This window comes from Dorea sp. AF36-15AT, assembly GCF_003477705.1.
In the GTDB taxonomy this organism is placed as follows: Bacteria; Bacillota; Clostridia; order Lachnospirales; family Lachnospiraceae; genus Claveliimonas; species Claveliimonas ammoniilytica.
Genome location: NZ_QUDV01000009.1, coordinates 41,117 through 63,185, shown reverse-complemented (window position 1 = coordinate 63,185; position 22,069 = coordinate 41,117). Strand labels below are relative to the sequence as shown.

Sequence of the window (22,069 nt, the reverse complement as noted above, 5' to 3'; positions counted from 1 at the left end):
TCAATTCAGTAAGATTGACCACGTCAATCGCAGGCAGAGCTACTGATTACAAATCAGCTGCTTGCAACACATCATGCCGATGTGGCTCAATTCAGTAAGATTGACCACGTCAATCGCAGGTAGAGCTGATGATTACAAATCAGCTGCTTGCAACACATCATGCCGATGTGGCTCAATTGGCAGAGCAGCTGATTTGTAATCAGCAGGTTATCGGTTCGAGTCCGATCATCGGCTTAGTCCTTTAAGGGACGTCATATGGACCTTTAGCTCAGCTGGTTAGAGCAATCGGCTCATAACCGATCGGTCCTGGGTTCGAGTCCCCGAAGGTCCACTAATCCAGCACAAGAGCGTCTGGTATAGACGCTGGGTGCATGGTGATTTAATTTAATATTTGGCCCAGTGGCTCAGTTGGTTAGAGCGCCGCCCTGTCACGGCGGAGGTCGAGAGTTCGAGTCTCTTCTGGGTCGTTTTGGGATCTTAGCTCAGCTGGGAGAGCATCTGCCTTACAAGCAGAGGGTCACAGGTTCGAGCCCTGTAGGTCCCATTCGCAACAAAGTTGCGAATCACAATTGAATGCCGCAGTGGCGGAACTGGCAGACGCACAGGACTTAAAATCCTGCGGGACTAACCTCTCGTACCGGTTCGATTCCGGTCTGCGGCATTAGTTAAAAATGGGAGAAACGTTGAATTTACAGCGTTTCTCTTATTTTTTTGTTTTAAAATGTTTGAACACCTTTGAACACTTTATGATGAAATACCAAGATTCTGAAAAGCAAGCCTGTCATTCTTCCTCTTATTGACATTCCGCAAGTAATGCAATGTTGTAGCTGTCTCACTATGTCCCATTAAATAACTAAGGGTTGTAAGATTATTTCCGTCAAAAGCTGTTGAAGCATTGTAAAAGCGGATTTTATGACTAGAATGATAAGGAACACCGGCTTCTTTGCAATATTTCTTCAATCGGCGGTTAAAGCTGTCTGTTGTCATAATCTCACCGTTAGGTTCAAAAACATATATTCCATTTGGATTTAATTCCTTTGCTTTGTGAAGAATTTTAAGTGCTTCGTCTGTAAGGAACTGTTTACGGAATCCATGAGAAGTATTTCCTTTCATTTGATTTACTACTTTTACTTTTCGGCTTGAGAATGTTAAATCATCATTCAATGTACGTTCACAGGTCGCCTGTCTGTGAAGATATACAAGCCTGTTATTGTAGTCAATATCTTCCCAACGGATAGCTTTTGTTTCTCCAACACGGATAAACAGATAGAAAGATAACTGTATTGCAAGAGAATATGGCTCTATGATACACCGAAGATAATTTAATAACTTATGCGTATCATCACGGGAAAATACATTGTCACTTTGTACTTCTACTGGCTTATAGGTAAACTGTTTGAAATTCACATCAGAGACAGGATTATGAGATATAATTTCTTCTTCAATCGCATAACTCATGATTCCATTCAGAACAGAACGTGCATTACTGACTCGCTTATGCGTGAACTGCCGGTCTTTTGTAGCTTCTCTGAAAAAGCGGATAAGCGTGATTGGTTTGATTTCGCCTATCTTCATTTTAACAAGTTCTGTATCTTTGAAAAATCTATTCCATTCAGATACATATTCTTGAATTGTTTTTGCTTTTACGGAAGTATAATCTCTTTTATACAAAAGCCATTCAGCATATAATTCTTCTAGTGTGACATTCTGACGGTTTTCAGCTTTCTGCTTTTCGATATAAAATCTGATGATTTCTTTTTCAAGGTTCTCTTTACTCTTCCTCTTAACAGGACGACGCTTGTTAGGTTTGGTTTCATCGGGTAAATAAGTACGCCAGCTTTTTTCTGATTCCGAGTAATAAATTTCATATTTGTGATTCTCCAAGATTTTTTTATTTGCCATAATTTTAAAATCTTTGAAGACTTCATCTGTGGTCATGTTAGCACAGGTGGCTAACGTATTCAATAATGTTATATCTGAAAACGTAACGGGATTATCCATAAGATTCCCCCTTTACGCAAGGATTTTCTTTTTTAATTTTGATGTAGATAACACTGCTGTCCTTTAAGCATGAACCAGTAGATAAGAAAGCGTTGGTATCGTAAATTTGCCTTGTGTATTCTTTCTGAAAGACGATATTTTCTTTTTGTAAGTCATGTAAAATGTCTTCGGTCAGCATGACTTTTGTTTCGTGTGGAACTTTCAGATTTTGAGATTTAAAAAAGGCTTTTTTCTTATGTTCTTTCAAATCAAGGTCTTTTCCAAAATACTTGCTAAGATAACGACCTCTGTTTTCTTTGCTGTCTACATCAATGCGATTGATTTTAATAAATCCATGTGACCATAAATTCTGTAATTTTTCTTTTGCTATATACGGAAAATCAAAGAAAATAACATGATAATGGATTGCTCCACGCTTCTGTTTCTCCCACGTTGCAAGGTATTTTAATAACTGGGTTTTGGTATGGTACAAATAATAATTTAATCGCTGGATAAAATACTTAAATTCTCGGTTAGTTATCAGGATTTCCTGAATGTTTTCTTTAAATGTCAGCGTTACAAATTTTGTTCTGTTATCAAAGTTGCAGTCAACAATACGGGCAATATCCCAACGAGCCTGTTCGTAATGCTTCTGCTTGCGTTTTAAACTGTCATATTGCTTATGAGCTGACATTTCATCAAAGTTTTTTCGTTTATTTGTGTCTGTTAAATCAGCCTTTTCTTTTGAGTGAATAAAAATAGGGTTTTCGTAAATATATACTTCTTTTGTAGTAGGAGTTTCAATGATTTTCGTATTGTATGCAAAACACTCTTTTGTTTTGCTCACGAATCTCACCTCATATCCCCAATTTTGTAATGAATGTTCCGATTGTTTTCGGAAGATGTTGTTTTATATATCAAGTATAGAGGTCAGCCAGTTCAGCACCTATGACGTTGTCCGGCACTGACTGGCTGACATAGTAGGGCAATTATTTCATTCCCACTTTTCTGATATTGGAAGCTTCTGCTTTGACAGAAAGACGTCCATTATAGAGACTAGCCCAAGTATGTAATCCATCAAATGAGACTGGAATCTGCCCTTTTTGTTCAAGTTCTTCGTTGGTAACAATCGCTGTGTTAGCTTTAATGCCTACTTTGACTTTTTCAAACTTTAATTTTGGAAGAAGAACTGTATAGTAGAATCCTAATTTTTCTTTTGTAGAAAAGTCTACCCAGTCAGAAACTTCTACTAACTGAAATTCCTCTTGCAGTTTGTCTGGATTTAAAATAAAGTCATTTCCCCTAATCATTGTTTCACCTCCTTATAGATATCTGATTATCAGATATTAAGATAATCTTATGATAAAACAAGCATTGCAGAATGTCAATAGAAAATATCTGAATATCCGATAAAAAGATTGACAGAGAAAATTTGATGAAATATAATGTGCTTATAAAGGAGGTTCGCTATAAATAAAATAAAAGAATTGCGGAAAGAAAAGAATATAACCGTTGCGGAACTTGCAAAAGAATTAGGCATTTCACAAAGTATGCTTACGAACTATGAAAATGGAAACGGAACGCCGAGAGATGAATCTATATGGGAAAAATTATCACAGATATTCGGCGTGAGTAAAAGCCACGTTATGGGATTAACTACGGATATTGAAACAGCAAATAAGACAAAACAGTTGAAAGTGGTTGTGGATACATCTCAGCCGATCTCAATACAACCGAAGAATCAGACAGACCTTGATGTATTGATAAAACTGGATTTGATAGACAGTGAAGACATGGAAGAAGTGTCAGAATTTCTTGATAAACTGTTAGCACAGGAGAAATATGAGGGACGGAGAGAATCAAACGTTAAATATGTCGTTGAGTAGAAAATGCTTCCCAGCCGTCCACTTGCCCAGTCGACCCGCCGCCCTGTTAGGAACCGTCGCACTGGGCATCCTTGCGGAACGTTAGTTTGCGAAAATACGAACAAAAGAATATAAGGAGAGGGAATAGCCGATACTACTTCAAAAGCAGTAATAGAGTGCTATTCTTTTTTATTATATTCAATGGTTGTAGTTCGGAATGGTTTGCTATTAGTGTGCAAGTAATAAGTTGGATAATAGAGCTTGATTTCCAAGGTGGTAGGCGTACCATTGATTTTGTTATGTTCGTTTTCAATGTCTTTGATTACTCCATCAATTCCCCAACATTTGTAAACAATTACAGTCAATTCAGTATCTCTGGTATCTGCACTGCTAAAGGACATGCTGTTAGTAATATGGTAGTCCGGCAGTCTGAGATAATTGTAGAGAATGGTCAGTAAACAGAGTATTGTGATTGGTGCTATGATTTTCTTTTTCATGTACATACCTCTTTCGTGTTATTAGTAGAGGGATAACTATATAGTACCTCACTATATAGTGAATTACTACATAAAGATTTAATAAATATACTTTATGTAGAGGTGCAGAACATGAACTATGGACATTTAGAATTAAGGATAGAAGAACTGTTACAAGAAAAAGGTATCAGTAAGAATACGATTTGTAAGGAACTTGACATACCGAGGTCAAATTTCAATAGATATTGCAGAAATGAATTTCAAAGACTGGACGCAAATTTAATCTGTAAACTATGCAACTATTTTGAATGTGAAATTGGTGAGTTAATTCGATATGTAAAAGAATAAAGTGATAAATGGGTATGCGGAAATAAAAAATATTCGCATACCTTTTTAATTGAATATTTTATAAAATGGAATTATACTGTGTATAACATGAAACAGACAAATCGGAAGTTGCCTCACACGTTGTATATGAAAATATCATGAAAACAAGAAGGCAAAGAATATTTGCGTTAAAAAATAGAAATGTAAAAAGCTAATTGCTTGTTAATTTAGCAAATACATATAAAAATGTAATTGTAAGGAGGTAGGAATATGCAATTAGGTCAAGCGATTGCACAAATCAGAAAGGAACGAGGGCTGACACAAGAAGCTTTTGCAAAAATGTATAATGTAACAAGGCAAACGGTTTCAAATTGGGAGAACGAAAAGAGCTATCCAGATTTATCTACATTAGTAAAAATTAGTGATGAGTTCAATGTTTCTCTTGACATTTTATTGAAAGGAGATTTTCGTATGGTAAAAGATATTGATAAGAAGATAAAAAAACAGCCATTCTATATAGGAATTATAATCGGTTTAGTCATTATTGTTGTTGCTTTATTTTCCTTTATTTATGCCAATGACAAAAGGCTTAGTGATACTACAAAAGACTATGCAGATTTGATGTTGAATTCTGCGGTATCAATAGAGATACATGACTCTCAAAGCGACAAGCTGATAGCAAAATATGGAGATAAAAGTAGTATAGATAAGGTCAATGCTATTTTAGATATCGAGAACTGGGAAAAAGTAGAGAATATAGATAAAAACATCAATCCTATATACACCTTAGAGTTATATTATGATACTACGAAGCAAGATGCAAACGATGATATAAAAGAGATTACCATTTACAGTAATGGAGAATATGTTTCATTTTTTACTACTTCACCAGGAGGAGTTAAACAAAACTATAAAACTAATATTGATATTGCGGAATTAATAGACAAATAATATCTTAGATAAATTCCTGTTTGTATGCAACAAACGTTTGAACACTTTTTGAACACCGCAACCGTGATGAAGTCTTCAAAGCCCCTTTCTATCAGTATTTGAGATTAAGTAAAACGGTTCGATTCCGGTCTGCGGCATTAAGTAAAACAAGAGAACCGTTGAAATTACAGCGTTTCTCTTATTTTTTATATTAAGAAGCAAAGGCAGGAATATGAATGGGCTTCGCCGATTGGTCGAGAACAGTGGTAGTTGGAGGATTTATTTAAATGGGGAAACATGAAAAGGAAAGAGACGGATTCAAGAGCAGGACAGGGTTTGTCCTGGCCTGCATCGGGTCTGCGGTTGGTATGGGAAATATCTGGCGATTCCCATATATGGTGTCAGATTGGGGTGGTATGACATTTCTGCTGCCATATATTTTGTTTGTAATATTGATTGCGTCTACCGGAGTGATTGAAGAGATGGCACTGGGACGGGCAGCGAAAGGTGGTCCGATTATAGCATTTGGCAATTGCACGGAGATGCGAACTGGTAATGCGAAAGTGGGAAACACAATTGGCTGGATTCCGGTGCTGGGATCGCTTGCCATGGCAATCGGATATACAGTGATAGTCGGATGGATTTTTAAATATACATTTCTTGCGATCACGGGTCAGATTGCAGACATGGGTCAGGATATGGATGTGATCGGAGGAGTGTTCGGAAGAACCGCGGCAGCATTTGGTAATAATTTCTGGCTGGTTATTGCTGTACTTATAACAGCTGTTATTATGGCAATGGGAATTGCCGGGGGAATCGAACGTGCCAATGGTGTCATGATGCCGCTGCTGTTTGTGTTGTTTGTCGGTCTGGGAATTTATATTTTTACATTGCCGGGAGCGGTCGGTGGATATCGTTATATATTTACGATTAATCCAAGTGGACTTTTGGATCCTAAACTTTGGATCTACGCGTTTGGGCAGGCGTTTTTTTCATTATCTATTGCCGGTAACGGAACTGTGATTTATGGATCGTATCTGAGTGAGTCGGAAGATCTTGTGAGTTCAGCACGTAATGTGGCGATTTTTGATACGATTGCAGCGATGCTTGCGGCGTTGGTGATCATACCTGGTATGGCAGTTGGCGGTGCGGAATTGTCATCGGGTGGCCCGGGACTGATGTTTATTTATTTGATCAATGTATTTAATGGTATGGCAGGTGGCAAAATAGTAGGAATTGTATTCTATATTTGTGTGCTGTTTGCTGGTTTAAGTTCTCTTGTGAATCTGTATGAAGCGCCAATTGCTGCTATGCAGGAGATATTTGGAATGAAGCGTGTGACTGCAGTGGGAAGTATTGCGGGATTCGGATGTATCAGTGCGCTTATGATCCAGGGGATCGTTTCGGGGTGGATGGACGCGGTATCAATCTATGTCTGTCCGCTGGGGGCGATGCTTGCAGCAATCATGTTTTTCTGGGTGGCTGACAGGGAGTTTGCACTGAAAGCTGTGAATACCGGACGAGAGAAAAAGATTGGAGCATGGTTTCTGGTGCTCGGAAAGTATGTGCTTGTTCCGCTGGCATTGGTGGCATTAGTTGCAGGGGCACTGCTTGGTGGTATAGGATAAAGTAATGGGATTACTTTTGTGTATAAAATAAAAGACATGGAATTGCTTGACACTTTAATGAGAATATATTATATTAGAAAATGAGTTAGGAATAACTAACTCATTTCTTTTAATCAACGGTTAGATAAAACTAATCCAAATGTGTTAAAACTAACTTGTGGGTTTAAAGAAAAAGAATAATTCATGCAGAATGGGTGACACTAAAAGAACTGAAAAGTGTCTGACAGGCTGAAAGGAGACCTCGGAATGGAAAGATATCTGGTGGAGAACTGTTCTCCAACGCTTGCTTCGCTGAAAACCGGGAATTTATTTTCATATAAATACGATTCGCTGGAAGAAGTAGAATTCTATGTGGAATTCTGGAATCAGTGCATGGCAGAGAAAGGGGTATCCGTATGTATTCTGAAGATCCGAAAGCAGACGGCATTGATCTACGTATTCAGAAAAAACTTTCTTGAGCGTGATATGAAGCGTCCGGGAGTGGCGGAACTTCTGAAAAAATGTGGATACGAAAGTACTGATGCAGACTATGCGCTCAGACACTTGCGAGGACGTCTGGAAAATAATGAGGATTTTCCACACGAAATCGGTCTGTTTCTTGGTTATCCGCTTGGAGATGTGATTGGATTCGTGGAGAATGAAGGACGTAATTCTTTGTGTTGTGGGTGCTGGAAGGTGTATTGCAATGAATGTGAAGCGTTGCAGACGTTTCAGAAATTCAAAAAGTGCACAGAGGTTTATACTCATCTGTGGAATCAGGGAAAGAGTGTTTTGCAGCTCACGGTAGCTGCTTGACATAAGTTTAAATTTAAGGAGGATATCATTATGAGCAAAATTGCAGTTGTATATTGGAGTGGAACAGGTAATACAGAGGCTATGGCAAATGCTGTGCTGGAAGGTGTGAAAGAAGTAGGAGCGGAAGGAGAACTTCTGAATTGTGGAGAATTTGATGCGGCGAAAGTGGCTGACTATGATGCAATTGCATTTGGATGCCCGGCTATGGGAGATGAAGTGCTGGAAGAAGGCGAATTTGAGCCAATGTTTGAGGGATGCGTGTCAGCACTGAAGGATAAGAAAATCGCGCTGTTTGGTTCTTACGGATGGGGAGACGGCGAGTGGATGAGAAACTGGGAAGATGAATGCCGTAATGCAGGAGCAGTACTTGCGTGTGACAGCGTAACATGCAATGATGCACCGGATTCTGATTGTGAATCTGCTTGTAGAGCACTTGGAAAGCGGTTGGCATAATTGACGTGAAAAATGTATTCAAAAATATACATTTTTTAAATGCGTTGGAGATTGACAAGAGAGTTGATTTGACGTTAGAATGATTGAAGCAGAACAGGGGACTGCGGGAAATATACTTTTAGGAGGAAGTTATGGAACAGGAATGGAATTCATTTGTTGGAGGAGTTTGGCAGAAAGAAATTAATGTCCGTGATTTTATTCAGAAGAATTATACACCATATGAAGGTGATGATTCTTTCCTGGCTGGTCCGACGCAGGCTACAAAGGATCTGTGGGATCAGGTAATGGAGCTGTCGGCTGAAGAGCGTGCTAAGGGCGGAGTTCTGGACATGGACACTAAGATTATCTCAGGTATTACATCTCATGGACCTGGATATCTGAATAAGGATAAAGAGAAGATCGTAGGTTTTCAGACAGATAAGCCGTTTAAACGTTCACTTCAGCCGTATGGTGGTATCCGTATGGCAGTTAAGGCCTGCGAAGATAATGGTTATCATGTAGATCCACAGATCGTTGATTTTTTCCAGAAACACAGAAAGACTCATAACGATGGAGTGTTTGACGCATATACACCGGAGATGCGTGCATGCCGTTCCAGTCACATTATTACCGGTCTTCCGGATGCTTACGGACGTGGACGAATCATTGGCGATTACAGACGAGTAGCTCTGTACGGAGTGGATCGTCTGATCGAGGATAAGCAGAGACAGAAAGACGGTACCAGAGTGATCATGTATTCTGATGTTACCAGACAGAGAGAAGAGCTTTCAGAGCAGATTAAAGCACTGAAAGAGCTGAAAGAGTTGGGTAATATCTATGGATACGACATTTCCAAGCCGGCTTCTAATGTAAAAGAAGCAATCCAGTGGCTGTATTTCGGTTACCTTGCTGCTGTTAAGGAGCAGAATGGTGCAGCAATGTCGCTGGGAAGAACTTCTACATTTATTGATATTTATGCAGAAAGAGATCTGAAGAATGGCACATTCACAGAGGAAGAGATTCAGGAATTTGTTGATCACTTCATTATGAAGCTTCGCCTGGTTAAATTTGCCAGAACACCGGAGTATAATGCACTGTTCTCTGGTGATCCGACATGGGTAACAGAGTCTATCGGTGGTATGGGTATCGATGGTCGTACAATGGTAACTAAGATGTCATTCCGTTACCTGCATACACTGGAGAATCTTGGAACAGCACCGGAGCCGAATATGACCGTACTGTGGTCAACAAGACTGCCGAAGAACTTCAAGAGATTCTGTGCTAAGACATCCATTGCATCATCATCTATCCAGTATGAGAATGATGATCTGATGCGAGTAACACACGGAGACGATTATGCAATTGCTTGTTGTGTATCTTCTATGCGTGTCGGTAAAGAAATGCAGTTCTTTGGCGCTCGTGCGAACCTGGCTAAGTGCCTGCTCTACGCTATCAACGGTGGTGTGGATGAGGTATCTAAGAAACAGGTTGGACCAAAATACCGCCCGATTACTTCAGAGTATCTGGATTACGATGAGGTTATGGATCGTTTCCAGGATATGATGAAATGGCTGGCACAGGTATATGTTAATGCACTGAATATCATTCATTATATGCATGACAAATACTGCTATGAGCGTATTCAGATGGCACTTCATGATAAGCAGGTAAAACGCTGGTTTGCAACCGGTATTGCAGGTCTTTCAGTTGTTGCCGATTCGCTGTCAGCGATCAAATATGCAAAGGTTAAGACGATCCGCGATGAAAATGGAATCGTTGTTGACTATAAAGTAGAGGGAGATTTCCCGAAATATGGTAACGATGATGACCGTGTAGATGACATCGCTTACACTGTAGTAAAAGAGTTCATGCATTATATTAAGAGTAATCATACTTACCGTGGAAGTATTCCGACAACATCAATCCTTACGATTACATCCAATGTTGTATATGGTAAAAATACAGGATCCACACCAGACGGAAGAAAAGCAGGTGAGGCATTTGCTCCGGGAGCTAACCCGATGCACAAGAGAGACAGCCACGGTGCAGTAGCATCTCTGAGCTCTGTGTCTAAGCTTCCATTTAAAGATGCACAGGATGGTATTTCTAATACATTTTCTATCATTCCTGGAGCGCTTGGTAAAGAAGATGCAGTATATATGAGCGATATCAGCCTGGATGACTTGAGTTTCTCTATGGAGCCAGACTGCGCTTGTGAGGAACCGAACCTTACAGATGACAGAGAGGAGGAAATGTAATATGAATATCAGCGAATCACAGATTGATAATTTGGTAAACCTTCTGGATGGCTATGCAGAAAAAGGTGGACACCATCTCAATGTTAATGTATTTACAAGAGAGAAACTCCTGGATGCACAGGCACATCCGGAAAAATATCCGCAGCTTACCGTCAGAGTATCCGGTTATGCAGTAAACTTTAATAAACTGACGAAAGAGCAGCAGGATGAGATCATCGCAAGAACTTTCCATGAGAGCATGTAAGGTTCTGGCGGGGAGAATCAATTGACAGGATATATTCATTCCACAGAGAGCTTCGGGACCGTAGATGGTCCCGGAGTTCGTTTTGTAATATTCTTTCAGGGATGTCCTATGCGTTGTAAGTACTGCCACAATCCGGATACGTGGGAGATTAATGCGGGCACGGAAGTGACCGTAGAAGAACTCTTGGAGCGCTATGAAAGAAATAAAGAATTCTACCGCAAGGGTGGAATTACAGCTACAGGCGGAGAACCGCTGCTGCAGATTGGATTTCTGACGGAGCTTTTTACAGAAGCGAAGAAGCGTGGAATCCATACCTGTCTGGATACATCTGGCATTATGTACAGCAAGGAAAAGCAGGACGAATTCGAGCGGTTATTCCATGTGACAGATCTGGTGCTGTTGGATATTAAACACAGCGATCCGGCAGGACATGTGGAACTTACCGGAAGAAAGCAGGAAGCGGTACTTCAGTTCATGAAAGCTCTTGAAAGGGCAGAGATACCGGTAGTAATTCGGCATGTGGTAGTGCCGGGGATTACTGACGGTGAAAAGGAACTGACAGATACCGGACATCTGATCGGAGGTCTGCGTAATCTGGTGGGATTGGAGATCCTGCCATACCATACGATGGGAATTAATAAGTATAAAAATATGGGCAAAGAATACCCTCTGGAAGGTGTGCCAGAGATGAAACCGGAGCAGGCAAAGAAAGCGCGTATGACCATATTGAGAGCAATACAGGAAGTGAGGAGAAATTTGTAGGAATTTCTCCTTTCTCTTTATGTTATAATAAGATGTCAGGAAAAACACGAGGCAATCCACAGGCATCATAATAAGAAAAGAAAAAGGATGGAATAAGTATGAATACAGAGGCACAATTAAGAGAGCAGTTGAACAGGATTAATCGCAGAAGCTATCCTGCGTATAAAGATCTGAGAGGAAGTTATCAGTTTCCGGGATACATTCTGCATATTGACCATGTGCAGGGAGATCCATTTGCAGCTCCATCTAAAGTGAGTGTTGAAGTTATGCAGAAAATGGCAGGGTTTCCAAAGACACTTTTTAGTGAACCACATAGGAGAATAGCGTTACAAGATCATCTGATTCGTGAATTTGGAAAGGTAATGAGCGGATATATGTTTCAGGCAAAAGGTTCCGGCAAAAGTGGTCTGATGAGTATATCAAAATGCGGTCAGCAGGTGCTGGAACGAACCGCTTTGACAATGGATGACAGGCGGATTCTGGTGAGATTTGAAGTGGGCTTTTCTGCAAATGGACGTACGATCAATGCGCCGGAACTGGAGAAGATACTTTTTCGTTTTGTCCCGGAATGTGTGAAACGAGCATTATACTATAATAACATGGATGCGAAGAAGATTCAGGAAATCGTGGAATTGGCAGATGATCAGCAGGCAATCAGGGAACAGCTTCCAGAGCGCGGGCTTGTGGCGTTTGTGGCAAATGGTGCGATGCTCCCACGAGAAAGTGGTGTGTCAGATCGACCAATGCGAGGAGCAGTGCCATTTGAATCGCCGGAATCAATGGAAGTAGAACTTACACTTCCGCATAAAGGTAAAATCAAAGGCATGGGAATTCCCGAAGGGATCACCTTGATCGTTGGCGGTGGCTATCATGGTAAATCTACTCTTTTGAAAGCACTGGAACTTGGAGTGTATAATCACATTAAGGGAGACGGAAGAGAATATGTGATTACTGATCACACGGCGATGAAGATACGTGCGGAAGATGGACGGGCTGTGTCTCATGTTAATATATCTCCATTTATTAATAATCTTCCAAACGGAAAAGATACGGTGGATTTCTCGACAGAAGATGCCAGTGGATCAACTTCACAGGCTGCGAATGTAGTGGAGACAGTAAATGCAGGCGCAAAAGTATTATTGATTGATGAAGATACTTCTGCAACTAACTTTATGGTGAGAGATGAATTGATGCAGTCAGTGATCGCTAAGGATAAAGAGCCAATCACGCCATTTATCGATCAGGCAAGGAATCTTTATAAAAATCAGGGCGTATCAGTTATTTTGGTTGCCGGAAGTTCCGGGGCGTATTTTCATATCGCAGATAAGGTCATACAGATGGATACATATCGTACATTGGATATTACAGAAAAAGTCAGAGCCATCTGTGAGAGAACACCGGAAAAGGAGGGCGGTGTTCATGAACTGGCGTTGAGTATGCTGGGCAATAATCTCTGGAAACAGAATGACAGAGTTCTTACAGCGTATAAGGTGGAAAAGAAACATGAACAGATTAAGGTAAAACAGTTTGGGAAAGACAGTTTTTCCATCGGTAAAAGTGCAGTAGAATTAAAGTATGTAGAGCAGATTGTAGATGTAGAGCAGACTACAACTTTGAGTTATGTGATGAAATACGTACTGGAACAATTAGAAAAGAACCCGCACACAGAGATTTATGAACTGTTGGAAATGATATGTGACAGGATCAATGAGGAGGGACCTGGAGCAGTGTGTGGCAGAAACGTGCCGGGAAATCTGGCAGAAGTGCGCAGACAGGAAATCTATGCCTGTGTGAACCGATACCGTGGATTCAGGATATAGGATAGGAGCTATATAGAAAAAAGTTTTAAAAAAGTGTTGACAAAACAGATGCTTTGCTATAAAATAAATTTTGTTGTGAGCGAGATAATTACTCACAACAATGTGTGGGCGTAGCTCAGCTGGATAGAGCGTTTGGCTACGGACCAAAAGGTCGGGAGTTCGAATCTTCTCGCCCACGTACTTAAGCCTGTAGGTGTTTGCCTACAGGTTTTTTTTATTCAGAGCATTTTGCACATTTAATGTGTTGTGCAGAAAAGCCGGCGAGGTTCCTTTCTCCGGCAGAAGCAGTTCACGGAGCGGGCGGATTTATGCAGTCTGGTGATGTATTAGTATGGGCATCCAGAGGCGGTAAGACTGATGAATTATTTCCGATATTAGACATTTGCCATAAGAAATCTGTGACCGTAATTGGTATTACGGAGAGGCCGGAATCAGAACTTGCCAAAGAGTCAGATATTATACTTCCGATTCGTGTAACGGAAGAGACGGATAAATATAATTGTCAGGGGACATCAAGCTTTGTGGCTGTAACAGCAGTGTTTGACGCGCTTCAGGCAGCGGTGATTGAAGAGACGGGATATCAGAATGAACAGTTTGCTTTGATTCATCCGGGCGGAGCTGTAGGAAAAAGATTAGCGGAAAAACGGTAAATTCGGGAATAAAAATAAGGTAAAAAAATAGAAACAGCACTATATACATAATAATGTGTATGGTGCTGTTATTTTTTTCTCAAAATAAAATAAATGAAAATAGATATTGACATAACAAACAAAACGAGTTAGCATAATAATAAACTTATGTAAAATTAAAAGGAGATGGGGAATTGGAAGAAAAAAGGAACTATGAGATTCTGAAATTTGTAATGCATGGTGACAAATGTTATATGAGTACGGATATTGTGAAGGGAAAACCGTTGATCGTATGGCTGAAATATCATGCGCACATTACAAAAGAACAGTTTTATGAATGGGCTCGGCAGATTATTGCTGATCTGGATCACTTTCACAGATGTCGTGGTAATCCTTGCTATCAGTATGTGAATCCATATAGCGTAATCGTTGGGGAGGATAGGAAGGTATATTTGTTGGATCTTGCAAGCAAAGAGCAGGAAGACATGATGCATCTTATGCAGCGGCGCTATGTGAGGGAAAATTTTCTGTCGCCAGAGAACCAGTATTATCAGAAGTCAGAAGAGAAGGAAGATATCTACGGTTTTGGCAAGATGATACAGTATGTTTTATCGTCAGTTGAGCTGGAACCTGAACTCAAATTTCTGGAAAGCGTACGTATTCAGAAGATTATAACCAGATGTCTGGATAAGCAGGGTAAGAAGAGGTATCAGAAATTATCAGATCTTTCAGGACAGTTTTCTTTGTCAGAAAAAAGAAATGGAAGTAAAAAGATAATGTATGTGATGATTGCGTTGGCAGTAATAGGACTGCTGGTCTTGTCAGGAAACAGGATTGTTTCATGCATATCCGGACAGAGTCGCCGACAGGGCGGACAGGATACGAAACTTGCTGATACAGAACGGAAAGAGGACATGAAGGCGCAGGCGTATCAGGAACAGTTTCAGGAGTTAAAGGAACAGTGGGAGACGGAAAGAAAAGAATTGCAGGATGAAAGTAGCAAGCGGGAGCAGGAATTGCTGTATGATCTGGCATTTGTGTATTTCAGTCAGATGAAAGATTATGAAGTGTGCAGCAGATATCTGGAAGAGATGAAAGAGCCGGATGCATTTGCAAAGGATATGGTCAGATTATGCGGGATGATGAGCAGGGCAGACGGAGAAGACGATAATACAGAGAAGCGGACTGAGGATGAAGAAGAGTCGGTGGAAATGTTATTGGAGCGTATGCGTCAGGAAATTCCGGATGAAGAGGATGAAAGGTATGCGGAGTGTATTGAATTCGCAAAAGAGCAGCTGCAGAAGGAGGATGTTGTGGAAGAACAGACATCCGGGGAAGAAAGTTAAGTACGAGGAGGCAGGAGTATGTATATAAAATCTAGCATCGAAGAAATGAAGAACCGAAAGAGAGAACTAGGATGGACGAACCAGAAGCTTGCAGATCAGGCCGGGATACCGGTGGGGACACTGAATAAGATTTTCAGCGGTATGACAAGATATCCAAGAGACAAGACGATGAATGCGCTGATTCAGGCACTGGGTATGGACTATTACACCATGGGAGGTAGTATAGAATTGTCCGTGGCAAGAGAACAAGGCGTCTATCAGTCTGGAAAGCCGGAACGAAGAATTCCGAGAAGTGCTTATGACGCACTTCCGGATGAATTGAAGGCAGAATTGATTGATGGGAAACTTTATTACCGCAGGTCTCCGTCTGTGAGACATCAGGAACTTCTGGTAATGCTTGCATCAGAGCTTATGTATTATATGCATAGCCATGGCGGGGGCAGAAAAGTACTGGCAGCTCCGTGTAATGTATGCCTGGAAGGAGATGATTATACGGTTCTGCAGCCAGACATTTTTGTGGTACAGCGTAAGGAAATGCTTCGGGATGGCAAGAACTGTATGGGGGCGCCGGAACTGATCATGGAGATTGTATCGGCAGAAGATTCCAACCATGATTATGAACTGAAGCGCCACAAGTATCAGAGTGCAGGAGTGAACGAATACTGGATCATTGATCCGGCGAAAATGAGGATTGTAGTGTATGCAGAGGAACGGGACGCTCTGCCGGCAATTTATACGTTTGATGAATGTGTAGAATCTGTGTTGTATGAAGGATTTCAGGTGGATTTTTCAAAAATGAAATACTGCTAGAAAATTTGTGATATAGGATTGACATTAACAGGTTGACTTGCGTGTTATTAGTTTATTATACTCAAAGTAAGATTATGAGAGAAGAGGGCATGTTTATGTTTGGAATCTACTATTATTATCGCAATTTAATTCTTCTTGCAGTTGTACCGGCAATCATTCTTTTGGTAAAAGTATATCAAAAGGACAAAGTTGAAAAAGAGTCTCCCAAGATGTTAGTGACACTGATTATGTGTGGAATATTCTCTGCGTTTCCGGCATTGCTGGTGGAGATGGCAGGGGATTGGGTGTTACAGAGCTTTCTGTCTGAAAACAGTCTGGTCTATCATCTGATTACCTGTATGATAATTGTGGCATATGCAGAAGAGGGTTCCAAATACATAATGTTAAAATTAAGAACCTGGAAATCAATAGAGTTTAACTGCCTGTATGATGGAATGTTGTATGCTGTGTACATTTCTCTTGGCTTTGCAGTGTTGGAGAATATTAGTTATTCTATCGGTTATGGATGGGGGACAGCGCTAATCCGTGCTGTGACAGCTGTTCCGGGACATGCATGCTTTGGCGTGTTTATGGGTGCGTTTTATGGATTTGCAAAGCAATATGAACGCATAGGACGAATAGATCTTTCCAGACGGTATCGAAAGTTTGCTGTTGTAGTGTCGGCATTTATCCACGGCTGCTATGATCTGATTCTTTCGGTGGAACTTCCGACGATTGCATTCTATACATATACAATCGCAATGTTTGTGTTGGCATTTCGGTTGCTTCGAAAGATGTCAGATATGGATCGGTACATATAGAATGAAAAAGAGTCCTAAAAGGGAGGATGCCGGGTCACCGCTTTCGCGGGCCCGGCACGTATTATGAAAAAGTTTTATCTATGTTAATTTACTTATCGTCTATCTCTTGTTGATGATTATAGTATAGCCGGTATCTGTGAAAAAATAAGGTTTAATAAGTGAAGTATTTTTGAAAGAAAAATGAACAAACTGTGAACAACTGGAGTTATGACGGCATATTTACGACCTTTTCGGACATTTTTTGGTAAAAAAGGCGAATTGGAAAAAGTGATAAAATGGGATATACTATTATGGTATCTATTGAATGAAGTGAAAGGATAGATTTATGAAGTATATTTCATTTGCAATTCCCTGTTATAATTCGCAGGAATACATGGCGCATGCGATTGAGACCATTCTTACCGGCGGGGAAGATGTAGAGATTATTATTGTGAATGATGGATCAAAAGATAATACATCTAAGATTGGACATGAGTATGCAGAAAAGTATCCGGATATTATCCGCGTGATTGACAAAGAGAATGGTGGACATGGTGACGCAGTTAATTATGGACTTGCCAATGCCGAGGGAAAATATTTTAAAGTTGTAGACAGTGATGACTGGGTTAATACAGAATCATTACAGAATATTTTGAATGTACTGAAGAAGATGGAAGAACATGGCGAAGAAGTAGATATGCTTATAGCCAATTATGTATATGAAAAAGAGGGAGTATCGCATAAGAAGGTGATTCATTACCGTAATGTACTGCCTCAGAACCAGATTTTTAAATGGTCAGATGTGGGCAGATTCCATATTGATCAGTATATTTTGATGCATTCAGTTATTTATCGTACTGATATGCTGAAACTGTGTCAGCTTACATTACCGAAGCATACGTTCTATGTAGATAATATCTATGTATATTATCCGCTTCCACATGTACGTAAGATGTATTATATGGATGAGGATTTCTACAGATATTATATTGGACGAGAAGATCAGTCGGTCAATGAAAAGGTTATGATCAAGCGTGTTGACCAGCAGATATTTGTAACCAGAACGATGATAGATATGTACCAGATGCGTCAGATTTCTAATAAAAAACTGCGCGCATATATGGAAAAATATCTGGCAATCATGATGACCGTTTCTTCTATTTTGTGCATTCGCTCCAAAGATCCGGAGAATATGGAAAAGAAGAAGGAACTCTGGAAATATCTGAGACAGAAGGATAAGAAGACATTTGTACGTATTCGATATGGCATTCTTGGTCAGAGTATGAATCTTCCGGGCAAGTCCGGACGTAAGATTTCATCACTGGCATATCTGCTTGCAAGAAAGATTATCGGATTTAATTAAAATATTTGAAGAGTGCGTGTGTTTATGGTAAAATACGTGAGGAACCGAATGGGTTAATTAATAAACATTATAATAAAGGAGAAATGATTATGAGAATTTCACCACTTCAGAAGGCAAGATATGAGTATACTCCAAAACTTCCTGGAATGCTCAGAAATGGTATCGCAGAAATCAGCGTAAAAGAAGGAGAAGCAACTCAGAGCGTTGCTGATCAGGAGAAGATTGCAGAGCTTTTCCCTAACACATATGGAAAGCCGGAGATCACATTTATAAAAGGACAGAACACAGCTGCAGATAAGAAGCAGGTTGTAGGTGTTATCCTGTCAGGTGGGCAGGCTCCTGGTGGACACAACGTAGTAAGTGGTCTGTATGATGCACTGAAGGCTACTAACAAGGACAATGTCCTCCTTGGATTCAAGGGTGGTCCGAGCGGACTTTTGGAAGATAAATACATCGAGATGACAGATGAGTACATTGATCAGTATAGAAATACCGGTGGATTTGATATCATCGGTTCCGGAAGAACGAAGCTTGAGACTCCGGAGCAGTTTGCAGTAGCAGCAGAAGTATGCAAGAAGCACGGAATCACAGCGATCGTTATCATCGGTGGAGACGATTCTAATACAAATGCATGTACACTTGCTGAGTATATGGCGGCTAATAACACAGGCGTTCAGGTAATCGGATGCCCTAAGACAATCGACGGAGACCTTAAGAATGAAGATATCGAGTGTTCATTTGGTTTCGATACAGCAACTAAGACATACAGCGAGCTGATCGGTAACATCGAGAGAGATGCTAACTCAGCTAAAAAGTACTGGCACTTCATCAAGGTTATGGGACGTTCAGCTTCTCACGTAGCACTGGAGTGTGCACTTGAGACTCAGCCGAACATCTGCCTGATCGGTGAGGAAGTAGCAGCTAAGAAGATGTCACTGTCTGAGATCGCTGATTACATTGCTGATTCTGTAGAGAAGAGAGCAGCTAACGGAGATAACTTCGGTGTAGCTATTATCCCAGAGGGTATCGTAGAGTTCGTTCCTGAATTCTCTGTACTGATCGCTGAGATCAATGAGCTTCTTGCGGGTGAGAAGACAGAAGAGTTCAATGCACTTCCATCATGGGATGCTAAATATGAATTCATCAAGGCTGGACTTACAAAAGAGTCTATGTCTGTATTTGAGATTCTGCCGCAGGGAATTCAGCAGCAGCTGTTCCTTGAGAGAGATCCGCACGGTAACGTACAGGTATCTCTGATCGAGTCTGAGAAGTTGTTTGCAGCACTGGTAGCTGACAAGCTTGCTGAGAGAAAAGCAGCAGGAACATACACAGGTAAATTCGCTACACAGCATCACTTCTTCGGATACGAAGGAAGATGTGCATTCCCATCTAACTTCGATGCTGACTACTGCTATTCACTTGGATACAATGCATTCATGCTGATCCAGTATGGCTTCAATGGATATCTTTCTAAGGTATCTAACCTGTCTAAGCCGGCTGAAGAGTGGGTTGCAGGCGGTATGCCGATCACTAAGATGATGAACATGGAAAGAAGAAATGGTAAAGATAAGCCGGTTATCAGAAAAGCACTTACAGAGCTTGATGGAGCTCCATTCAAGTACTTTGAGGCACACAGAGATCAGTGGGCTGTTGAGACTGCATTCTTATTCCCAGGTGCTATCCAGTACTATGGACCAGCTTCTGTATGTGATATCACAACAAGAACACTTGCACTTGAAAAAGGCGAAGAGATCTAATTAGATTTGAATAATGATATATTATTGTAAGGCGCACGGATTGACCGTGCGCCTTATTTTATGCAATAAAGCATCATTAGCAGGTTATTCATTTCATAGATATGAGAATAAAAGCGTGAACGTGTGGAGCGAAGTGTGAATAATCAGAAGCTGGAGAATTTATTAAACTTAGCATTAGATGCAGACGAGAATGAAAGAGAACGGTCTGAGATTCTGGATGTGGGCTATGATCCCATTGAAAAAGAGTGGGAGCTGATCGTAAAATATTCCGGAGATATAGATATGATCCGTCCACTGGTTGTGGACATGACAGTGCTTTTGAATGAGTATATGATTGTGACAGTGCGAGAGTCTGTGATTGATCAATTGTCTGCGATTCCACAGGTAGAATATATAGAAAAGCCGAAACGATTATATTTTCAGATTGCAAATGGAAAGAGGGTGTCTTGTATTGATTCAGTACAAGGTTCCCGGTTTGGGTTATCCGGAAAGGGAGTGCTGATCGGTATGATAGATTCCGGGATTGATTATAGTTTGGATGCATTTCTCAAAGCGGATGGAAGCACAAGAATCCGTTACCTTTGGGATCAGACAAATGGAAAAGAATATATTTCGGAAGAAATTAATCAAGCACTAAGCGCAGGAAATTTAGCAGAACGATATCGTATAGTACCAAGCGTTGACAGTTCCGGACACGGAACAGCAGTTGCTGGAATTGCAGCAGAGGTAGCATCGGAGAGTGAACTAATTGTGGTGAAAATGGGACTGCCAAGGCAAGAAGGATTCCCAAGGACAACGGAACTGATGCGAGGTGTAGACTATGTGATTCGGAAAAGTATAGAACTTGACATGCCTGTGGCAGTGAATATCAGTTTCGGCAATTCATACGGCGCGCACAACGGACAGTCGTTGGTTGAGCGTTATCTGGACAGCGTGGCGGGACTGGGACGATGCTGCATCTGTGTGGGAGCAGGCAATGAAGGCGTCGGAGCAGGGCATGCTTCCGGCATAGTAAGAACCGGTGAGGAACAACGGACAGAACTGGCGGTACAGGAAAAAGAAGCAGGATTAAATGTACAGATCTGGAAGAATTACACGGATGAAATGAGCATTACGCTTGTGAATCCGTCAGGTATACAGATCGGACCATTGCAGGAAGTGCTTGGACCACAGCGATTTCGTGTAGGACAGACAGAACTGTTTTTATACTATGGCATGCCAGCTCCTTACAGCACAAGACAGGAAATCTTTATTGATTTTCTGGCAGTAAACGATTATATTGCTTCTGGGCTGTGGCAGATCATTCTGACTGGCAATCGAGTGGTAGATGGAAGATATGACCTTTGGCTTCCGGGAGGTGGTGTGCTAAATAGCGGAACCGGATTTACCAGGCCAAGTGCACAGGCAACCATGACCATACCGGCAACGGCAAGTCGGGTGATCACCATTGGTGCATATGATGCAAGAACATTTACCTATGCGGATTTCTCCGGACGTGGTCCGGCAGACGAAAACACTTTCTGGGAAACGGCGAAGCCGGATCTTGTGGCACCCGGGGTGGCGGTAAGAAGTGTGGCGACAGGTGGAGGATATGGAGAGTATACAGGGACTTCATTTGCAGTACCATTTGTAACAGGGAGCGCAGCACTACTGATGGAATGGGGAATCATAAAAGAAAATGATCCCTACCTGTATGGGGAGAAAGTAAAGGCATATCTTAGAAGGGGGGCGAGAGAGCTGCCGGGATTTGCAGAATATCCCAATAATCAGGTGGGGTATGGGAGACTATGCCTTTCAGAGAGCATACCAAAATGAAGATGATAGATGTAGTAATAAATGAAAAAATATGCTACAATACATACACAATG

The 22,069-nt window shown here is 41.0% G+C and carries 21 protein-coding genes and 6 tRNA genes; 23 read left to right on the top strand and 4 right to left on the bottom strand.

Annotation, left to right across the window (positions count from 1 at the left end; genetic code table 11):
* The first annotated feature begins 161 nt into the window (after positions 1-161).
* The 5 genes from DWZ93_RS12475 to DWZ93_RS12455 all read left to right on the top strand — a co-directional run bounded on the left by DWZ93_RS12475 (position 162) and on the right by DWZ93_RS12455 (position 661).
* Positions 162-234 (top strand) — tRNA-Thr (locus DWZ93_RS12475).
* Positions 235-257: 23 nt separating this feature from the next.
* Positions 258-331, top strand: a tRNA-Ile gene (locus DWZ93_RS12470).
* Positions 332-393: 62 nt separating this feature from the next.
* Positions 394-467 (top strand) — tRNA-Asp (locus tag DWZ93_RS12465).
* Positions 468-471: 4 nt separating this feature from the next.
* A tRNA-Val gene (locus tag DWZ93_RS12460) sits at positions 472-544 on the top strand.
* 31 nt (positions 545-575) lie between these two features.
* Positions 576-661, top strand: a tRNA-Leu gene (locus DWZ93_RS12455).
* 83 nt (positions 662-744) lie between these two features.
* Here the strand turns inward: DWZ93_RS12455 and DWZ93_RS12450 are convergent.
* From DWZ93_RS12450 to DWZ93_RS12440, 3 genes are all read right to left on the bottom strand, one after another.
* Positions 745-2,001, bottom strand: coding sequence for a tyrosine-type recombinase/integrase (locus DWZ93_RS12450; RefSeq protein ID WP_008373044.1), 1,257 nt, complete (start codon positions 1,999-2,001; stop codon positions 745-747).
* The gene (locus DWZ93_RS12445) at positions 1,994-2,827 is read right to left on the bottom strand and encodes a rolling circle replication-associated protein (RefSeq protein WP_195413036.1); all 834 of its coding nucleotides are present in this window, start codon (positions 2,825-2,827) and stop codon (positions 1,994-1,996) included. Before DWZ93_RS12445 ends, DWZ93_RS12450 begins: the two co-directional genes overlap by 8 nt.
* 142 nt (positions 2,828-2,969) lie before the next feature.
* On the bottom strand, positions 2,970-3,290 hold the full coding sequence (locus tag DWZ93_RS12440) for a hypothetical protein (protein ID WP_005330993.1): 321 nt from the start codon (positions 3,288-3,290) through the stop codon (positions 2,970-2,972).
* A gap of 159 nt (positions 3,291-3,449) precedes the next feature.
* On the opposite strand from DWZ93_RS12440, the gene DWZ93_RS12435 reads away from it, so the two are divergent.
* Positions 3,450-3,866, top strand: coding sequence for a helix-turn-helix domain-containing protein (locus DWZ93_RS12435; protein ID WP_005424130.1), 417 nt, complete (start codon positions 3,450-3,452; stop codon positions 3,864-3,866).
* Between the two features lie 158 nt (positions 3,867-4,024).
* Here the strand turns inward: DWZ93_RS12435 and DWZ93_RS12430 are convergent, their stop codons facing one another.
* Positions 4,025-4,342, bottom strand: coding sequence for a hypothetical protein (locus tag DWZ93_RS12430; protein WP_118453114.1), 318 nt, complete (start codon positions 4,340-4,342; stop codon positions 4,025-4,027).
* Between the two features lie 111 nt (positions 4,343-4,453).
* Here DWZ93_RS12430 and DWZ93_RS12425 point away from each other — a divergent pair, with 111 nt between their 5' ends.
* From DWZ93_RS12425 to DWZ93_RS12340, 17 genes are all read left to right on the top strand, one after another.
* Positions 4,454-4,669 carry a helix-turn-helix domain-containing protein gene (locus DWZ93_RS12425; protein ID WP_025656187.1) on the top strand — a complete coding sequence of 72 codons (216 nt, stop codon included), beginning with the start codon at positions 4,454-4,456 and terminating at the stop codon, positions 4,667-4,669.
* A gap of 249 nt (positions 4,670-4,918) precedes the next feature.
* Positions 4,919-5,599, top strand: coding sequence for a helix-turn-helix domain-containing protein (locus DWZ93_RS14880; RefSeq protein WP_178035716.1), 681 nt, complete (start codon positions 4,919-4,921; stop codon positions 5,597-5,599).
* Positions 5,600-5,865: 266 nt separating this feature from the next.
* The gene (locus tag DWZ93_RS12410) at positions 5,866-7,206 is read left to right on the top strand and encodes a sodium-dependent transporter (RefSeq protein WP_118453113.1); all 1,341 of its coding nucleotides are present in this window, start codon (positions 5,866-5,868) and stop codon (positions 7,204-7,206) included.
* Between the two features lie 246 nt (positions 7,207-7,452).
* A complete protein-coding gene (locus tag DWZ93_RS12405; protein ID WP_118453112.1) occupies positions 7,453-8,001 on the top strand; it encodes a DUF3793 family protein in 549 nt (182 codons plus the stop codon).
* 30 nt (positions 8,002-8,031) lie between these two features.
* A complete protein-coding gene (locus DWZ93_RS12400) occupies positions 8,032-8,454 on the top strand; it encodes a flavodoxin (protein WP_118453111.1) in 423 nt (140 codons plus the stop codon).
* Between the two features lie 131 nt (positions 8,455-8,585).
* Complete coding sequence (gene pflB, locus DWZ93_RS12395; protein ID WP_118453110.1) at positions 8,586-10,691, top strand: formate C-acetyltransferase; 2,106 nt, start codon at positions 8,586-8,588, stop codon at positions 10,689-10,691.
* 1 nt (position 10,692) lies between these two features.
* Entirely contained in the window at positions 10,693-10,935 is a 243-nt protein-coding gene (gene grcA3 / locus DWZ93_RS12390) for an autonomous glycyl radical cofactor GrcA3 (RefSeq protein WP_118383670.1), read from the top strand.
* Positions 10,936-10,956: 21 nt separating this feature from the next.
* A complete protein-coding gene (gene pflA, locus DWZ93_RS12385; protein ID WP_118453109.1) occupies positions 10,957-11,697 on the top strand; it encodes a pyruvate formate-lyase-activating protein in 741 nt (246 codons plus the stop codon).
* 98 nt (positions 11,698-11,795) lie between these two features.
* A complete protein-coding gene (locus DWZ93_RS12380) occupies positions 11,796-13,517 on the top strand; it encodes an ABC-ATPase domain-containing protein (protein WP_118453108.1) in 1,722 nt (573 codons plus the stop codon).
* A gap of 104 nt (positions 13,518-13,621) precedes the next feature.
* Positions 13,622-13,695: transfer RNA gene (locus tag DWZ93_RS12375), tRNA-Arg, on the top strand.
* Positions 13,696-13,756: 61 nt separating this feature from the next.
* Positions 13,757-14,167 (top strand): SIS domain-containing protein, encoded by a 411-nt coding sequence (locus tag DWZ93_RS12370; protein WP_118383997.1) that lies wholly within the window; start codon positions 13,757-13,759, stop codon positions 14,165-14,167.
* A gap of 173 nt (positions 14,168-14,340) precedes the next feature.
* On the top strand, positions 14,341-15,492 hold the full coding sequence (locus DWZ93_RS12365) for a hypothetical protein (RefSeq protein ID WP_118383998.1): 1,152 nt from the start codon (positions 14,341-14,343) through the stop codon (positions 15,490-15,492).
* A gap of 18 nt (positions 15,493-15,510) precedes the next feature.
* Positions 15,511-16,302, top strand: a complete 792-nt coding sequence (locus DWZ93_RS12360) for a Uma2 family endonuclease (RefSeq protein WP_118383999.1) — start codon at positions 15,511-15,513, stop codon at positions 16,300-16,302.
* A gap of 95 nt (positions 16,303-16,397) precedes the next feature.
* A complete protein-coding gene (locus DWZ93_RS12355) occupies positions 16,398-17,102 on the top strand; it encodes a PrsW family intramembrane metalloprotease (RefSeq protein ID WP_199665573.1) in 705 nt (234 codons plus the stop codon).
* Between the two features lie 325 nt (positions 17,103-17,427).
* Positions 17,428-18,444 (top strand): glycosyltransferase family 2 protein, encoded by a 1,017-nt coding sequence (locus DWZ93_RS12350; RefSeq protein ID WP_118453107.1) that lies wholly within the window; start codon positions 17,428-17,430, stop codon positions 18,442-18,444.
* Between the two features lie 89 nt (positions 18,445-18,533).
* The gene (locus DWZ93_RS12345) at positions 18,534-20,201 is read left to right on the top strand and encodes a diphosphate--fructose-6-phosphate 1-phosphotransferase (RefSeq protein ID WP_118384002.1); all 1,668 of its coding nucleotides are present in this window, start codon (positions 18,534-18,536) and stop codon (positions 20,199-20,201) included.
* Positions 20,202-20,336: 135 nt separating this feature from the next.
* On the top strand, positions 20,337-22,016 hold the full coding sequence (locus tag DWZ93_RS12340; RefSeq protein ID WP_118453106.1) for a S8 family peptidase: 1,680 nt from the start codon (positions 20,337-20,339) through the stop codon (positions 22,014-22,016).
* Positions 22,017-22,069 lie beyond the last annotated feature (53 nt).

What these genes read in the sequence shown, in the direction of transcription:
- DWZ93_RS12450 (WP_008373044.1), bottom strand. Translation starts at nt 2,001, where the DNA reads ATGGATAATCCCGTTACGTTTTCAGATATAACATTATTGAATACGTTA.
- DWZ93_RS12440 (WP_005330993.1), bottom strand. Translation starts at nt 3,290, where the DNA reads ATGATTAGGGGAAATGACTTTATTTTAAATCCAGACAAACTGCAAGAG.
- DWZ93_RS12430 (WP_118453114.1), bottom strand. Translation starts at nt 4,342, where the DNA reads ATGAAAAAGAAAATCATAGCACCAATCACAATACTCTGTTTACTGACC.
- DWZ93_RS12425 (WP_025656187.1), top strand. Translation starts at nt 4,454, where the DNA reads ATGAACTATGGACATTTAGAATTAAGGATAGAAGAACTGTTACAAGAA.
- DWZ93_RS14880 (WP_178035716.1), top strand. Translation starts at nt 4,919, where the DNA reads ATGCAATTAGGTCAAGCGATTGCACAAATCAGAAAGGAACGAGGGCTG.
- DWZ93_RS12410 (WP_118453113.1), top strand. Translation starts at nt 5,866, where the DNA reads ATGGGGAAACATGAAAAGGAAAGAGACGGATTCAAGAGCAGGACAGGG.
- DWZ93_RS12405 (WP_118453112.1), top strand. Translation starts at nt 7,453, where the DNA reads ATGGAAAGATATCTGGTGGAGAACTGTTCTCCAACGCTTGCTTCGCTG.
- DWZ93_RS12400 (WP_118453111.1), top strand. Translation starts at nt 8,032, where the DNA reads ATGAGCAAAATTGCAGTTGTATATTGGAGTGGAACAGGTAATACAGAG.
- pflB (WP_118453110.1), top strand. Translation starts at nt 8,586, where the DNA reads ATGGAACAGGAATGGAATTCATTTGTTGGAGGAGTTTGGCAGAAAGAA.
- grcA3 (WP_118383670.1), top strand. Translation starts at nt 10,693, where the DNA reads ATGAATATCAGCGAATCACAGATTGATAATTTGGTAAACCTTCTGGAT.
- DWZ93_RS12380 (WP_118453108.1), top strand. Translation starts at nt 11,796, where the DNA reads ATGAATACAGAGGCACAATTAAGAGAGCAGTTGAACAGGATTAATCGC.
- DWZ93_RS12370 (WP_118383997.1), top strand. Translation starts at nt 13,757, where the DNA reads ATGTGTTGTGCAGAAAAGCCGGCGAGGTTCCTTTCTCCGGCAGAAGCA.
- DWZ93_RS12360 (WP_118383999.1), top strand. Translation starts at nt 15,511, where the DNA reads ATGTATATAAAATCTAGCATCGAAGAAATGAAGAACCGAAAGAGAGAA.
- DWZ93_RS12355 (WP_199665573.1), top strand. Translation starts at nt 16,398, where the DNA reads ATGTTTGGAATCTACTATTATTATCGCAATTTAATTCTTCTTGCAGTT.
- DWZ93_RS12350 (WP_118453107.1), top strand. Translation starts at nt 17,428, where the DNA reads ATGAAGTATATTTCATTTGCAATTCCCTGTTATAATTCGCAGGAATAC.
- DWZ93_RS12345 (WP_118384002.1), top strand. Translation starts at nt 18,534, where the DNA reads ATGAGAATTTCACCACTTCAGAAGGCAAGATATGAGTATACTCCAAAA.